The 16,031-nt window shown below is 45.1% G+C and carries 9 protein-coding genes; all 9 read left to right on the forward strand.

Going from position 1 to position 16,031, the window contains the following annotated elements; translation table 11 throughout:
* Positions 1-6 precede the first annotated feature (6 nt).
* The 9 genes from addB to KNQ05_RS08105 all read left to right on the forward strand — a co-directional run bounded on the left by addB (position 7) and on the right by KNQ05_RS08105 (position 15,903).
* On the forward strand, positions 7-3,444 hold the full coding sequence (gene addB / locus KNQ05_RS08065) for a helicase-exonuclease AddAB subunit AddB (protein WP_251132491.1): 3,438 nt from the start codon (positions 7-9) through the stop codon (positions 3,442-3,444).
* Positions 3,441-6,992, forward strand: coding sequence for a helicase-exonuclease AddAB subunit AddA (gene addA, locus KNQ05_RS08070; RefSeq protein ID WP_214805105.1), 3,552 nt, complete (start codon positions 3,441-3,443; stop codon positions 6,990-6,992). Before addB ends, addA begins: the two co-directional genes overlap by 4 nt.
* A 454-nt stretch (positions 6,993-7,446) precedes the next feature.
* Positions 7,447-7,824: a response regulator gene (locus tag KNQ05_RS08075; RefSeq protein WP_029332854.1), complete on the forward strand. Its 378-nt coding sequence runs from the start codon at positions 7,447-7,449 to the stop codon at positions 7,822-7,824.
* Positions 7,805-10,345 carry a HAMP domain-containing sensor histidine kinase gene (locus KNQ05_RS08080; RefSeq protein WP_214805107.1) on the forward strand — a complete coding sequence of 847 codons (2,541 nt, stop codon included), beginning with the start codon at positions 7,805-7,807 and terminating at the stop codon, positions 10,343-10,345. The genes KNQ05_RS08075 and KNQ05_RS08080 overlap by 20 nt, the downstream gene beginning before the upstream one ends.
* Before the next feature lie 88 nt (positions 10,346-10,433).
* Entirely contained in the window at positions 10,434-10,814 is a 381-nt protein-coding gene (locus KNQ05_RS08085) for a DUF1516 family protein (protein ID WP_088836487.1), read from the forward strand.
* A 231-nt stretch (positions 10,815-11,045) separates the two neighbouring features.
* Positions 11,046-12,044, forward strand: coding sequence for a class I SAM-dependent methyltransferase (locus tag KNQ05_RS08090; RefSeq protein WP_214805109.1), 999 nt, complete (start codon positions 11,046-11,048; stop codon positions 12,042-12,044).
* Between the two features lie 106 nt (positions 12,045-12,150).
* Complete coding sequence (locus KNQ05_RS08095; RefSeq protein WP_214805118.1) at positions 12,151-13,641, forward strand: phytoene desaturase family protein; 1,491 nt, start codon at positions 12,151-12,153, stop codon at positions 13,639-13,641.
* Positions 13,638-15,110, forward strand: coding sequence for a phytoene desaturase family protein (locus tag KNQ05_RS08100; protein WP_088836491.1), 1,473 nt, complete (start codon positions 13,638-13,640; stop codon positions 15,108-15,110). Before KNQ05_RS08095 ends, KNQ05_RS08100 begins: the two co-directional genes overlap by 4 nt.
* Entirely contained in the window at positions 15,076-15,903 is an 828-nt protein-coding gene (locus KNQ05_RS08105; RefSeq protein ID WP_088836492.1) for a phytoene/squalene synthase family protein, read from the forward strand. The genes KNQ05_RS08100 and KNQ05_RS08105 overlap by 35 nt, the downstream gene beginning before the upstream one ends.
* Positions 15,904-16,031 lie beyond the last annotated feature (128 nt).

Raw genomic sequence — 16,031 nt, forward strand, 5'->3', positions numbered from 1 at the left:
GAACTGATGACCATGAATCATATGCACCTCGGTCGTGCCGGAACCGGAAAAACCACAAAATTAATAGAGACTGTAATCAATGAGCTCGAGGAGCGACCACTTGGAGAGCCGATTTATTTTATCGTCCCCGATCAAATGTCATTTGAGATGGAACGTCGAATTGCGACGGATGCCCGCCTATCTGGATTAGTACGGATGGAAGTCATGAGTTTGCGGCGCTTTGCTTTTCATATCATGCGGGATCATGGCAATCAGGCGATTCCGTTTTTAGACGAGACAGGGACACAGTTGTTATTACGTCAAGTCGTCGAAGAAGTTGAAAATGAGTTAAAGATTTTCAAACGGACAAAGAATATGCCCGGGTTTTACAAGGGGCTTGATGAACTGATTGCTACGTTCAAACGTTCGCTCGTCGCTCCAGACATGTTACGTCAAATTAGCGGACTTTCTCCGGAACGCTCGCCGAAACTAAATGATTTAGCTCTGATTTATGAGCGGTTCTCAGAACGCATCGTGGATAAAGCGCTTCATGCAGATGATTACTATACAACGTTACTCGACTTGTTACCGACAGCAGGTCTTGGTAATACACAATTCTTTATTGATGGTTTCTATGAGTTTTCGTTACAGGAACAACAGGTGTTGCTTAAATTGATGGAACTAGCAAAAGAAGTGCATATCAGCTTTACAATCGATGTGAGCGATCCCTATGCGAAACAGACGGAGTTTGGGGTCTCCCAACGTTGTTATATGCAATTGCTCGAACAGATGCAAGACCGACAGCTCGAGCATGAAGAGGTCCATTATGAACGGACGATTAAGTTCAAGTCGGAAGGACTGCAAACATTAGAACAATCATTGATGAGTCCTGCCTATCCTCCTGTCGATCATGAAGTGGACGGGGTCACGGTGACAGCTGCCGTCAATCGCCAAGTTGAAACGGAAGCCGCTGTCCGCCAGGCAATCCAACTCGTGCGCCAGCATGGTTACCGGTTCAATGAAATTGCTTTTATCGTACGACATCTTGAACCGTATGCGGATCATTTAGAACGTGCGTTTCAGCTCTATGATATTCCGTATTTCCTTGATAAGCGGGAAACGATGATTCATCATCCGATTGTTGAATTGATTCAGTCTGCTTTAGAGCTCGTCGTCGCCGGTTACCGTGAAGAAGCAGTCTTTCGTCTGCTGAAAACGGAATTGATGCCACTCCCGGCAGATGATCAACGGCTCGCGCTTGATCGATTAGAGACGTTTGTCTTAGAACGTGGCATTAAAGGCACGATGTGGCAAAAGCCGTGGCAATTGAAACGACGCTTAACGGATGAAGTCAGTCTGACGGCGGAGGAACTCGAAGAAGAGGATGAGTTAAACCGGATGCGTCAATTCGTCGTCGATGCGATTACACCGTTACAAGACCGGTTGAAGAAATCAAAAACAATGAGTGAACATACGCGTTCGCTTTATCAGTTCCTTGAAGAACACCAGTTGACAGATCGGCTGTTCAGTTGGAAACAAGAGGCGCTCGAGCGCAATGAGCTTAGTCATGCCCGGGAACATGATCAAGTATATGAAGCGGTCTTACATTTACTTGAACAACTCGAAGCAGCAGCTCCTGAGACGGAACTGTCGACAGACTTATTCGTACAAATGGTCGAAACCGGACTTGAGAGTTTGCGCTTCTCACTCGTCCCGCCATCGCTCGATCAGGTCATCGCGACGGATTATGTCCGGGGGCGTTTACAACGAGTAAAAGTCGCATTTTTACTCGGCGCGAATGATGGTATGATTCCGTTCGTCGAAGACCAGTCGAAACTATTGTCGGAAGGAGATCATGATTTCCTTCACAATCATGGAGTTCCGGTCGGTAAAGCGTCACTGGATGTCTTTGATGACGAATTATACTACCTGTACCACGGAGTGACGGCACCGAGTGAATCGTTGTATATCAGTTATGCTCTTGTTGATGAGGACGGGAAGGCATTACAACCAGCCTCCATCGTGAAACAAATCAAGTACCAGTTACTGCAAGACCGTCCTGTCAAAACACACTTCGCAGAAGCAGGAGAGCATGCACCAAATGATCAATTCGATTTCGTAACTGATCCCGACCGAGCGGCGGCTGCGACGGCAATCGAGTTACGCCGTTTACAGCGCCGGTATCCGATTCAATCGTCATGGTTTGATGTCTACAATGCATTGCTCGAGAATGGTCAAGGACGAGAACGAATGGCGTTACTCGTCGATGCGTTATTTTATCAAAACCGAGCAGATGAACTTCCAGACGACTTAGCACGTTCCCTTTACGGTGACAGCATCAAGGCGAGTGTCTCTAGATTTGAGACGTATAATGCGTGTTCCTATAAGCATTTTGCACGGTATGGGCTACGTTTGAAGGAACGAAAACTATATAAATTCGAGGCACCCGACATTGGAAATCTATTTCATGGCGCGTTAAATGATTTGTCCGTCAACATCAAAGAGTCCGGCAGAAAATGGCGTGATTTAGATGATGCATCGTGCACAGAACTTGCGAAAAATGCCGTGGAAAAAGTGACACCAGACATTCAAAATGCTATTTTGATGAGTTCGAATCGGTTCGGATACATTCAGAAAAAATTAACGGATGTCGTCGAACAAACGGCGAAGATGCTCGTCAAACAAGCAGAACGGTCTGACTTCGAACCTGATTTATTTGAAATCAGCTTTGGGAACGCGATGTTCCCGCCGTTACGGTTTACTCTGCCGGATGGAACGGAAATCGAATTCACTGGTCGAATTGATCGAGTCGACCAAGCGACGATTGGTGACCAATTGTACGTCCGGATTGTCGATTACAAGTCGAGTGCCCGAGCGCTTGATTTTGCTGAAATTTATTATGGTCTTGCGATTCAGATGTTGCTCTATTTAAAAACGGTCGTCGAACAATCAGAAGTCTTATTTAATCAACAAGCGAAACCAGCAGGCGCCCTGTACTTCCATGTCAAAAATCCGATGTTACGAAGTGATTTGTCGGCGGCTGAAGAAGAACGGAATCGTTTATTGCTCGAATCCTACCAGATGCAAGGTGTGATTGTCGAAAATGATGATGTGTTACGGGCGATGGATCAAATTGCGTTTGATGAACGGAAAAAATCGCCACTCGTCAAAGTGACGTTTACGAAGACAGGACTGCATAAATCACATACGAAAGGGGTCGTCAAAGAAGCGGAACTGAACGCGTTGATGGATCATGCCTGGGACGAATTGAAAACAAGCAGTGCCGAGATGTACGCGGGAGATATCGCCATCGATCCGTTCGACTATCAAGAGCGAACACCGTGTACGTTTTGCGAATACCGTTCGGTCTGTCAATTCGACGAATCGCTCGGGAACAGTTATCGTCAACTGGACCCTTTATCTGAAAAAGAAGTATTGGACCGACTGAAGGAGGAAGAGGAATGAGCGTCAATTGGACGGATGAGCAACAACAAGCAATCGATGCGCGCGGAGGACACATTCTCGTTTCGGCAGCAGCCGGTTCAGGGAAGACCGCCGTACTCGTTGAACGGTTGACGCAACGCGTCATCGATCAAGAAGATCCACTGACAGCAGATCGGATTTTAGTCGCGACGTTTACAAACGCTGCCGCAAAAGAAATGAAAACGCGTGTCATCGAGGCGATCGAAGCGAAAATCAAAGAAGCCCCAGACGATGTTTATTTGAAGAAGCAGCGTCAGATGATGAACCGGGCACAAATTACGACAATCCATTCCTTCTGTTTATCAATCTTACGGGAAAACTATTATCGAATCGGGCTGGATCCGGCTTTTCGAATTGCGGATGAATCCGAATTATTGTTGTTACAAGATGATGTACTGGAAGAGGTCTTTGAAGAATTTTACGCTGCCGCCAATCCGGCATTTTATGAATTGATTGATAGTTATACTTCCGATCGGGACGATCAGGCAATGCTCTCTCTGATTTCAAACTTGTACCGGTTTTCGCGTTCGCTACCAGATCCAGACGGTTTTTACGAGCATCTGCTTGCACAATACGACCAGCCGGTTGATCCTGATGAATCTTCGTTGCTGACACGACTCCTTGAATTAGAATGGCAAAAAATCGCACCGCTTTTAGAACGTTACCTTGAGCTCTCCTATCGTTTGCATCAGTCCGGCTATACAGAAATGGCGGAGCTCCTAATGCGTGACATTGAACCGTTACGCCGTATTAATCCGGCGACTGATCGTTGGACGACGGTCGCACTGACGTTCCAAGCTGTCGAGTTCGGACGCTGGAAAAGTCCGCGTGGGGATGAGGCGATTAAAACATTTCAAACGGAACGGACGCGTCTCGTCAGTGAGTTGAAAAAGCGTCAGGAACTATTCGTTCAAAAAGAGGGTGTCGACTACCTCGAAGATCTTCGGTCGCAACTTGGACATGTCGAGATGATCGTGACACTCGTCCGAAAGTTTGCTGAAGCCTATCTCGAAGCCAAACAAGAACGGGGGCTTGTCGATTTTTCCGATTTGGAACATTTTGCTTTAGCCGTTTTAGAAGAAGACGGGGCACCGACCGATGTCGCCCGCTTGCTTCAAGAACGCTTCGTCGAAGTGCTCGTCGATGAATACCAAGATACGAACGAAGTGCAAGAACGTATCTTGACGTTAGTCTCCCAATCAGACGAACAAACCGGTAATTTATTTATGGTCGGTGACGTTAAACAATCGATTTATAAATTCCGTCATGCTGAGCCGGGACTTTTTCTTGATAAGTTCAAGCGATTCCGGCAAACAGATTATGGGACACGAATCGATTTGACGAAAAATTTCCGGAGTCGTCTTGAAGTCCTTGATGGGACGAATCATATTTTCAGACAAGTGATGGATGCCGCCGTCGGTGAAATCGATTATGACGACGCAGCCTATCTACGGCTCGGAAATCTTGGTTACTTCGAATCAGAACAAGTCGAACCGGAATTGATTTTAATCGATCAACAAGATGAAAATAAGGAAGAATTAGAGGCCCGTGCCATCGCAACCCGAATCATCGAGATGGTCAATGATGACAATCCCTATCTCGTCTTCGATGCTAAACAAAAACGTTTTCGAAAATGTGAATACCGTGACATCGTCGTGCTCGTTCGTTCACGTGGGAAACGCGTTCAAGCGCTCGTTGAAGTGTTTGAACAATATGAGCTGCCGGTATACGCGGACACGACAGGCGGTTACTTCCAAGCGACGGAAATTCAAATCATGATGGCATTATTAAAAACGATTGATAATCCGTTACAGGACATTCCATTCGCGAGTTTGCTCCGGTCGCCGATTTTTGGTCTGACCGATCGCGATTTAGGACGGATTCGTGCAAAATCGAAGGATACGAGTTTTTATGAGGCTGCCGTCCATGTCGCAGGCGAAGCGACACCACTCGGGATTCGAGTCGATGAAGCGTTACAACGTGTCAACCAATGGCGGACAGAAGCCCGTGGTAAGTCACTTGCTGCACTCATTCGCTCACTGTTTGATCAAACCGGGTATTTCGAATACGTCGGGTGTCTCGCAGGAGGACGAAGTCGTCAAGCGAATTTGAATGCGTTATACGAACGTGCAAAACAATATGAAGGAGCAGGGTATCGCGGGTTGTATCGTTTCCTACGACTGATAAATCGTTTGATTGAGCGTGGCGAAGACTTTTCAGAAGCTCGTTCACTAGGAGAAGACGAAGATGTCATTCGCATCATGACGATTCATCAATCGAAAGGGCTCGAGTTTCCTGTCACGATTGTCAGTCAGCTCGGAAAGCAATTTAATAAACAAGATCAAATCCAAGCCATACAATTACACAAAACGTATGGGATTGCGCTTGACGCGATTGATCCAATCAAACGCCTGCGGTCAGGTACATTGTTAAAAGAGGTCATTCGCCGTGAGATGGATCGTGAAATGAAAGCGGAAGAAATGCGAGTTCTTTATGTCGCGATGACCCGAGCAAAAGAAAAGCTGGTATTAGTCGGTTCAATCAAGGGATTAGATGAACAGTTGGTAAAATGGCAAGCTGCTCCACACGATGAATTATTATTGCCGGAAATCGACCGTCGTAATGCGAAAACGTATGCAGACTGGGTAGCACCAGCTGTACTTCGAAACTTTATGTTACAAGAAGGAGAGCAACAATGGGCATTCCGGATCATGGAACTGAACGAAATTGCCCCATACCAAGAAATTTCGACGATGATTGAACAACTGGAACATGTCCGCGCACTTGAAAAAATTGATCGTCCTGAAAATGACGCTTTCAAAGCGCGAATCGAAGAAAGTTTTGCTTATCGCTATGCGCACCAGCTTGCGACCGAGACGGCAGCGAAGCAAACCGTGACTGAACTCAAACGGACCGAACAACTGGAGCGGGCAGCGTTTGAAGCGACAGAACGTCAAGCGACGTATTACCGGACCCCACAGTTCTTAGGCCCGGTCTTAACGGGAGCAGAACGTGGGACTGTCTTACACTTAGCGATGCAACTTTATGAAGCGGATCTGCCACTCGCTGAACAAATCACGAAGTGGGAGACAGGTGAACGAATCTCAGAACAAGAAGCTTTGACGATGCGTGATGCGCAAAATCAGCTCGAGACATTCCTGTCCTCAAGCATCGGACGATTATTTGAGGAGCGTTTACGGACGGGAGACGTCTACCGTGAACTACCTTTCACGTACAAAATCGATGCCTCACGTTTTCGTACGGATTGGCATGGTCCCGTTGATCAAGCAGTCATGCAAGGGATTGTCGATTGTTTAATTCAAGATGGGGAGGACTATATTCTTCTCGACTATAAATCGGACCAAGTCTTCGAGACGAGCGCTGACCAAACGCCAGCTGAGATTCTTTGCGAACGTTACGCGACACAATTGAACCTGTATCAAGAAGCTCTTGAATCCATTTTGAACATTTCTATCTCTCGAAAATTGATTTATGCATTTTCCTTAGAGCAAGTGATTGAAGTTATCTAACGAGTAAACAAGAGTAGGATTTCTTTTCCAGTAGGCGTCGAGGATGGAAGGTTCCACCTTACCGCAATCAAATGGCCGATGATCCGATGAAAAAGGGGGATCATCGGTCATTTCTATGTGGATTTTTCCCAATCCTGATGTTCGTTTCTTTAAGGCGTGCCTGCAAAAGTCCTCTTCCCTTGTATATGAGGAAAAGGAAGCATATCGCCTTACACGATTCCTACAGGAAAAAGCACGTGAAAGGAGTTGATTCCTTTTTGAATCAACTCCTTTCGGCTAGGCGCATGAGACGACTCGCATTTAAAAACAATAGTCATCGAGTAATTTCCATTTCCTATTATGAAGGAACTGTGTAGAATGAAGGAAGTATGGTTGAACTTCCTCCATCCATGTGTATAAGTGAGGATGGAGCGAGTACCGCCAAGATGAGTAGATATTTTAGGAGGAATTATAGATGGCACGTATTTTATTAGCAGAGGACGAAGACGTATTACGGATGTTGGTCCTTGATACGTTAGAAGATGAAGGGTACACGATCGATGAAGCGACGGATGGCGACGAAGCCTATCAAAAAATCATGAGTCAGCATTATGATCTTGTATTACTTGATTACATGATGCCTGGAATGACGGGAATCGAAGTTATCGAAAAAGTACGACGTCATCCGGACAAACAACAATTAAAGATCATGATGTTAACGGCTAAAAGTCAACAATCTGACCGTGAGCGTGCTGAAGAGATCGGGGCGAATTACTTTTTCTCAAAACCGTTCAGTCCGTTAGAGTTGATTGATGTCGTAGGAGGGATATTGAGTGATCATCAAGTGGATTAATCGAAAAATCGGACGCCAACTAATGGCTTCCTTTTATGTCGTTTTAGCTACGCTGATGATTTCTTCTTTGGTCGTCTACAACTATACGGACACAAGGTTACAAGATACCCGCGCGAAGCTTGAAGATATCAGGGATCGTAGCGCCCGGGCCGGTGCACTATGGGAAGAGTGGCAAGACCTTCAGTTTAATATGCGTGGTTATGCGTTAATGGGGGATGCCACCTTATATGAAAAAATCGCTGCGCAACAAACAACGATTGATCGTCAAACACGGTGGTTCGAAAAAAATGCGATTTATGAGCAAGGAAAAGTCTATGCGACATCTTCACGCGAATTGTATAGCTATTACTTCGATTCGGTTTTGCCGCTTGTGCAGTCCTATGTAAAAGGTAAAAAAGATGGGGACGTAACGGAGACTTTTCTTCGCGGGACGACTTTAACAAATCTTCCATTAGGGAAAGAACTTGTCGCGGATGGAAAAATTTCATTAGATGACGCAGGCAATATCGATGTCCTCTCGGAAATCGATAAAAGTGAGTTGGCACTTGGAGGATACCGTGAATTTCTTGATGAGTGGGCAGAGAGAACGAGCCAGCAGTTAGGACAAGAGATTCGAACGACACAACTGATTTGGTTGTCGAATATCATCGTCGTCATTGCTGTGTTGATTTTCTTTATCTACCCGTTCATTCGAAGAATCACCTCTGAGCTTTTAGGACTCGTTAAAAATAGTCAGCGCCTTGCAAATGGAGAAGACATTTCGAACATTCAAGTCCCAAAACGAAAAGACGAAATCGGAATCCTAGCTTTGTCATTCAATCAAATGGCCAGTTCAATCTCAGAAAATAAACAACACTTACTTGCAAAAAACGAAGAACTGCAAGCGCAACAAGAAGAACTGCAAGCACAACAAGAAGAACTGCAAGCCCAACAACAAGAGTTGGAAGAAGCGCTAGAACTGACGATGCGAAACGAACAGCATCTTCAATACCGAAATGATTTAACAGAGACGCTGGCGGCTCGGGAAGCATTGACAGCCTATCCGGAAATTATCGAAAAACTTGTAACGATTACAGATTCAGAAATTGGTGCCCTCGTTTTCGTCGATGAAGGACAAAGTTATTCTGTCGTCACGCATGGTATGACGGAACAATTGACGGAACAATTGCTAGGTAGCGATTTCTCATTGTTGAAGCGAGCAGATACTTTGAAAAAAGCAGTCCATTCGTCTAAACAAGTATCGAGTAATCACCCGTTGCCCTACCCGTACTATATGTATGAGACAGCAGTACCGATTTTAGATCCGTCATCGGATGAAGTGATTGCTTTCATCTATCTCGTTCGTTACCGCGACCAATTTACGAATGAACAAATGCGGGATGTCATGTCGTTCTCACGTCAATTGTCACTCTCCCTATTACGGATGCGGTTATTTGATGAGATGAACAAAGAGAAAACGAAAACTGAACGTATTCTCGATTCGATCCGTGAAGCGGTCATTTACATCGAACCCGGTAAAGAAGAGGTCTTCGTCAATCAGCCATTGTATGATCTATTTCCAGAGTTGCGCTATGGAGCGAACGAAGAAGTCGAGACACTTGATTTCTGCCTAGAAGCAATTCATTCCATCGTCGATGACCAAGCGGCATTTTCACAGTACGTTGAAGCCGTTCTAGAAGGAGATGTCCCGACAGAAAGTCTTCAATTCTCAATTCGACAACAAACGGTCTTCATTCAATTTTATGTCGAGTCGATTGAAATCCTTGGTGTTCATAAAGGGACGATGCTCGTCTTGCGTGACGTGACGAAAGAGACGGAAATGGATCGACTGAAGTCGGAGCTTGTTTCGACGGTTTCGCATGAATTACGGACACCGCTATCGTCCATCTATGGATTTACGGAGTTGATGTTGAATCGAGATATCGATACGACCCGTCAAGATAAGTATTTGCAGACGATTCACTCCGAGACAGAGCGCCTTGCCAATCTCGTCAATGATTTTCTTGACGTACAACGGATGGAATCGGGGACACAGTCGTATAAAAAAGAGCCGCTTGATTTGCGTCTACTCCTCGAAGAGACGACACAATTTTATGCAGCATCGACGAAAAAGCACACGATTTCTTTCCGGGCGATGAGTGAGGCACTTCCGCTCATAGAAGCAGATGAAGAAAAGATGAAACAGTTGATGAATAACCTATTGAACAATGCCGTCAAATATTCACCGTTCGGTGGAAACATTGACGTAACCCTGTCGATTAAAGAACAACATGTCTTGTTCGAGGTCCGTGATCAAGGGATTGGTATTCCGGCGGCAGCACTCAACCACTTATTCGAGAAGTTTTATCGTGTCGATAATTCAGATAGCCGTAAAATTGGCGGGACTGGACTGGGACTCGCGATCTGTAAAGAAATCGTCACGGGTCACGGCGGAGAAATTCAAGTCGAGTCCATCGAAAAACATGGAAGTGCGTTCATGGTTAAACTTCCATTACTGGTAGAACGTGTGACGATTTCTTGAATAAATGATATGTTACGAAAATAACCCTATGTCTAGCAAGGGAAATCAGCTACCATGAAATAGGAACTAGAAAAAGGGGGAAATCATCATGCCAATCACTGCTTTTGTTCATACCCATGTTTTACTATGGGTGTTACTACTCGTTGCGTTCTTTGTCGCCTTTTCAATGTATAAGAAGGGGAAGCCTGCAGCTAAAGGAATCCATATGGCCTTTCGCCTCTTATTGGTGTTAACGTTTGCGACAGGATTGTATCTGTATATCCAAATCATGGGGATGTCTGAAAACCCGGACGGTTTATACCATGCAAAAATCACCGGTGGTTTATTGTCACTCATCTTGGGTGAATTGACATTAGTTCGACTGAAAAAAGGAAAATCGTATTCTGGGTTCCTGCTCGGATTTGCGGTGCTCATACTCGTGACGATTTTCTTAGGCTATTCGTTACCATTCGGTATGGAGTTCTTCTAATTCACTGTCCGGTTGAGAGTCGACCATCATTGTGTTCCGGCACAGCGATGGTCGACTCTTTTTATTTTGCGTTTTCCCGCCTCGATCGAGGAAAACAACGAAAAAAATGCTTTTATCTCCAGATAGCACTTTGTATACAGTCTGAAGCAAAAGTTTGATGCGTTTTTTTTGTTTACAAGTTGTTGTTATTTGGGAAAAGGGATGTATTACGTGGTAGAGAGGGGAACGCTTGTGTCACAGTTGAAAGAATGGACAAAGGTTTTTCGGGCGAGAAAATGGATGAAACGGGCGGAACCAGTTTTACCATTATGGCATGGATATATTGGCTATAAATATGGGTTGTTCGATGTCTTAGGTGCTGGCGCAACACAAGCAGAAGCCCAAATACGACTGAAGCAACCGCTCACAACAGAGGCATTATCGCGTTGGTTCGAGGTTGGTCTGGCAGTCGGACACCTCAAAAAGAAAGATTTACGGTACACGGCAACACGGCATGTCCTTCCAGAACTCTCGAAATCAGATGACCGCAGTATCGGCTTCATGTTATCAGAACTGATGGAACTGCATTTGCCTGCTTTATTTTCCTATCCGCAATTTTTAGAGGATGGTCAACAGAAGACCTTTAATGGAGAGGAACACGGAGACATCGTTGCTGAGACGTCCGCACTTGTCGAAACGGTTGCTTTTCCGGCAGTACGTCATATCATTCGAAATGAAAACGTTACGTCCTTACTTGATATCGGATGTGCGTACGGAGGATACTTACGAAAAATCCATGAAGCCTTACCGGAACTCCGTTTGGCTGGAATTGATATCGAAGAGTCTGTCATCGCTGAAGCGAAGCGACGCGATACGACAGGAGAAATTGATTTTGTTGTCGGAGATATTAAAACCTTTGAAGTAACGGAAACATACGATGGTGTCATGATGAACAACATTCTTTACTATTTCCCGAAGGAAGAGCGACTCCGTCTCCTCGAAGGTGTCCGTCGCTTCGTCAAGGACGATGGAACAGTTATTCTTGTCACACCACTTCGGGATAGTGAATACGGGGCGCCGTTCTCAGCTGCCTTTAACGCCTTCATGACGTTACACGAAAATTTATATCCGCTTCCTGGAAAAAAAGAATTGACTGAACAATTACATGCAGCCGGTTTTGAAAATGTATCGATCACACCATTTTTGAAAGAAGGAGCTTGGTATATCGTTACTGCAAACGCCACTTCCTAATCGGAAGCTTGGCGTTTTTACAGTTTGAAGGCACTTTAGATTTGTGGGCATAGTATGTGATTAGTATAATAGTTAAAACGACCAGAGAGAAAAAGGAGAGATTCGTGTGAAGCAGCGTGTAGCCGTTATTGGAGCAGGACCCGGAGGACTCGCCTGCGCCATGTTATTAGCAGGGCGAGGGGTAGATGTGACTGTGTACGAGAAACAAGCAGTCGTAGGTGGACGGACGTCACGTGTGCAAGTTGGTGATTATCAATTTGATCGAGGACCGACCTTCTTAAATATGCCCCATATTTTAGAAAATCTATTTACGAGCATCGGATTGAATTTGCACGATTATTTGGAACTGAAGGCACTGGATCCGATGTATACACTCTATTTCAATGGAGGAAAGGATCAGTTCACGATGACGACGGACCGAGACCGGATGAAGCAAGCAATTGAAGACCAGTTCCCGGGTAATGGAGAAGGGTATGATCGCTTTATGGCGGAACAAGCATTAAAACTAGGGAAGTTGATGCCTATCCTCCAAACGAAGCATGATCGATTGACGGATTATTTATCACCACGTGTGTTGACGGCGTTACCTCGGCTATCGTTAGGACGCTCGTTATATGATGTATTGTCGGACTACTTTACAAGTGAAGAATTAAAGTATTCGTTTACGTTCCAAGCAAAATACCTTGGTATGTCAGCTTGGGAATGTCCAGGCGGCTTTTCAATTCTATCTTACATGGAGCATGCTTACGGCGTTCATCATCCGATTGGCGGAATGAACCGCATCCCGGAAGCGATGAAACAAGCAATTAAGGACTTAGGCGGGAAAGTTCATCTGAATGCTGGAGTCGATCAATTGATTTTAGATGGAAAAGAAGCAACCGGTGTTATTCTAGAATCGGGAGAACATGTGTTATATGACGATGTAGTCGTAGGTGCGGATTTCGCTCATGCGATGAATCATCTCGTACCGGAAGGTGTTCTCAAAAAATGGTCCCGTCCGAAAATCGATCGTAAAAAATTCTCATGTTCGACATTCATGTTGTATTTAGGTGTCGATAAACGGTTTGACGCTCCGCATCATACGATTTATTTTGCGGAAGACTACGAAAAAAATGTCCGTGAGATGACGCAGACTCTTGAATTATCAGAAGACTTTTCGTTTTATGTTCAAAATCCTTCAATCATTGACACGACGCTTGCTCCTGAAGGCAAGTCATCTCTATATGTGCTCGTCCCAGTCCCGAATAATTATTCAGATCTTGATTGGGCAGTTGAAGGACCGAAGTTACGCCGGAAAGTCCTCGATGCACTAGAAGAACGTTCTCCTTATAAAGGTGTGGAAGGGGCAATTGAAGTCGAAGAAATGTTCACGCCTGACGATTGGGAAGCGATGGGGGTCCATCAAGGAGCGACGTTCAACTTAGGACATCAATTGACGCAGATGATGTATTTTAGACCACACAATCGGTTTGAAGAATTAGATCATGTCTATCTAGTTGGAGGCGGGACACACCCAGGTAGTGGCCTTCCGACGATTTTTGAGTCCGCTCGTATCACTGCCGATTTGTTGACTGGTGAAGTAGGTGTGACGAAATGAAGATTGGATTTGTAGGCGCGGGCGTCGGGACACTGCATGCGGCGCTCTTATTGACGAAACGCTATCCAGAGATTGATATTACAATCTACGAAAAGGAAGGGCGGGTCGGTGGTCGACTCGCTTCTGTCGACTTTGAGTCAGGCGGTCGGATTGATCAAGGGCCGACGATTGTCTTGATGCCTGGAAAATTACAGGAACAGCTAGCGGAAGCGGGACTCGATGGAGTCGAATTGTTACGAATCGATCCCCTGTACGATTTACATTTTGATGATGGGACGGTCGTGACGAAATTAGGTGATGTCGTCGATCAGGCAGTTGCGATTGAGCGACAGTTTGGAGAAGGCCGTGGCTTTTCTGAATTTATGCATCAAAAATCAAAGGATTATGACATCAGCGTCTCGAAATTTTTAGAGCGGAGTTATTTCCGTAAAACTGAATTGTTACAGCCAGGCATGTTGAAACCATTAGTAAAGATGCATGCACTTGAGACAGCGCATGATCATTTGAAGCGATATTTTAAAAATAAATACTTGCGAATGGCCTACAGTTTTCCGACGTTTTACATTGGTGGGAATCCTTACACAACTCCCTCGATTTACGGTTTGATTCCATATCGTGAACAAGCAGAAGGTGTCTGGTACGTTAAGGGCGGCTATTTCTCTTTAGCTGAACGCATGTATGAAGTATTGGTTGAACGCGGTGTTCGTTTTGAATTCAATCAGTCCGTCGAACGTGTCACGATTCAGGACGGGCAAGCGACAGGTATCGTAGTGGGTGATGCAGAATATCATTATGATAACGTTGTTTTAAACGGTGAGTTTCCATTGATGGAATACCTTGTCGAAGGGAAAAAACCGAAAGCCTATACGCCTTCTGGCGGAACGTTACTCTTGTATTTTAAAATGCGAGGAAAAGTCAATCTGCCGGTTCATCGTTTTTTGATGCCGAATGACCTAGAACCGTTGATGAACTCGATTTTCCATCAAGATGAACTACCAGAACATCCGGCTGTTTATTTGTTTAATCCGAGCAAGGTTGACGATTCGCTAACGGATCGTGAGGATAGTGTCGTCTATGCGTTAGTTCCTTCTCCGCGGAATTTTAATCGGGAGAAGTTCGAGCAACACGGTTTTATTGAAACCATCTTAACGAAAATTGAGAATCATCATCCAGGATTCCGTAATCAAATCGAAGAGATGCAAATCCGAACACCGCAAGACGCAAAAGAGTTTGGATTGTATGAAGGCGGAAGCTTTGGTATCGCACCGACGATTCGCCAATCAGCAGCCTTGAAAACGCAGGCGCGTCCTTATCCTGATATTGAACGATTATATGCAGTAGGTGCATCCGTCCATCCATGTGGAGGCGTTCCGATCGTCATGATGGGAGCGACATTACTTGTCAATCGTATGGAACAAGAGATGAGGTGGAAAAATGAATACAGTGACGCAGGCATACGCAACGTGTGAAGAAACGATTCAGAACGGATCAAAAACCTTTTATAAAGCATTTTCGTTATTACCAAAACAAGATCGATTAGCCGTTTATGCCATTTATACATTCTGTCGTTTTTTAGATGATGCCGTTGATGAATCTGACACACCTAAAGAAAGTTTGGAAGCCTTTTTAGAAGAATTTCGTTTGTTCCGCTCAGGATACCCTATAAAAAAGCCGCTTTGGATTGCATTGACCGATGTCTTTGAACGGTATGAAATGGATGAGACGCCTTTCCTGGAGCTGGCGGAAGGAATGCGTTGGGACATCGAAAAAAATCGATATCAGTCACTCGAAGAAACAGAACAATACAGTTATTATGTTGCAAGTACGGTCGGCTTGATGCTGCTGCCGATTTTAGCACCAGGTCAACCGGAACTCCGTCAATCTGCGATTGAGTTAGGCATCGCGATGCAATTAACGAATATTTTACGGGACGTCGGTGAAGATGCAAAGCGTGGCCGAATCTATTTGCCGAAAGAATGGATGGATGAATACGACGTCACGCCACATTCTTTGCTCGCAGGAACGCCGTCTGGGGACTTCGTAGGTCTTTGGGAGGCATTAGCTCTACGCGCAGAGCATCTCTATGATGCAGCCAGTCCTTCGTTCGAGCGTTATCCAAAAGAAAGTCGACGGGCCTTAAAAGTGGCAGCATTGCTTTATCGTGGTATTTTGGATGCGGCACGCGATAACCAATATGATGTTTTTACGAAGCGGGCGTACGTGAGCCGCTGGCAAAAGATGAAGTTACTCGCAACGATTTAAAAGTCCATAAAAAAAAGACCTTGGCGGGGACCAAGGTCTTTTTTTTATGTTTCGTCTAGACCGGGGAGTCTAAGACGTTTCTGAGCGATTTTTGAAACAGTTGAGCAGTTGCTAATAAGGCAGGTCAA

The sequence above is a fragment of the Exiguobacterium sp. s125 genome, assembly GCF_018618605.1.
Classification (GTDB): Bacteria; Bacillota; Bacilli; order Exiguobacteriales; family Exiguobacteriaceae; genus Exiguobacterium_A; species Exiguobacterium_A oxidotolerans.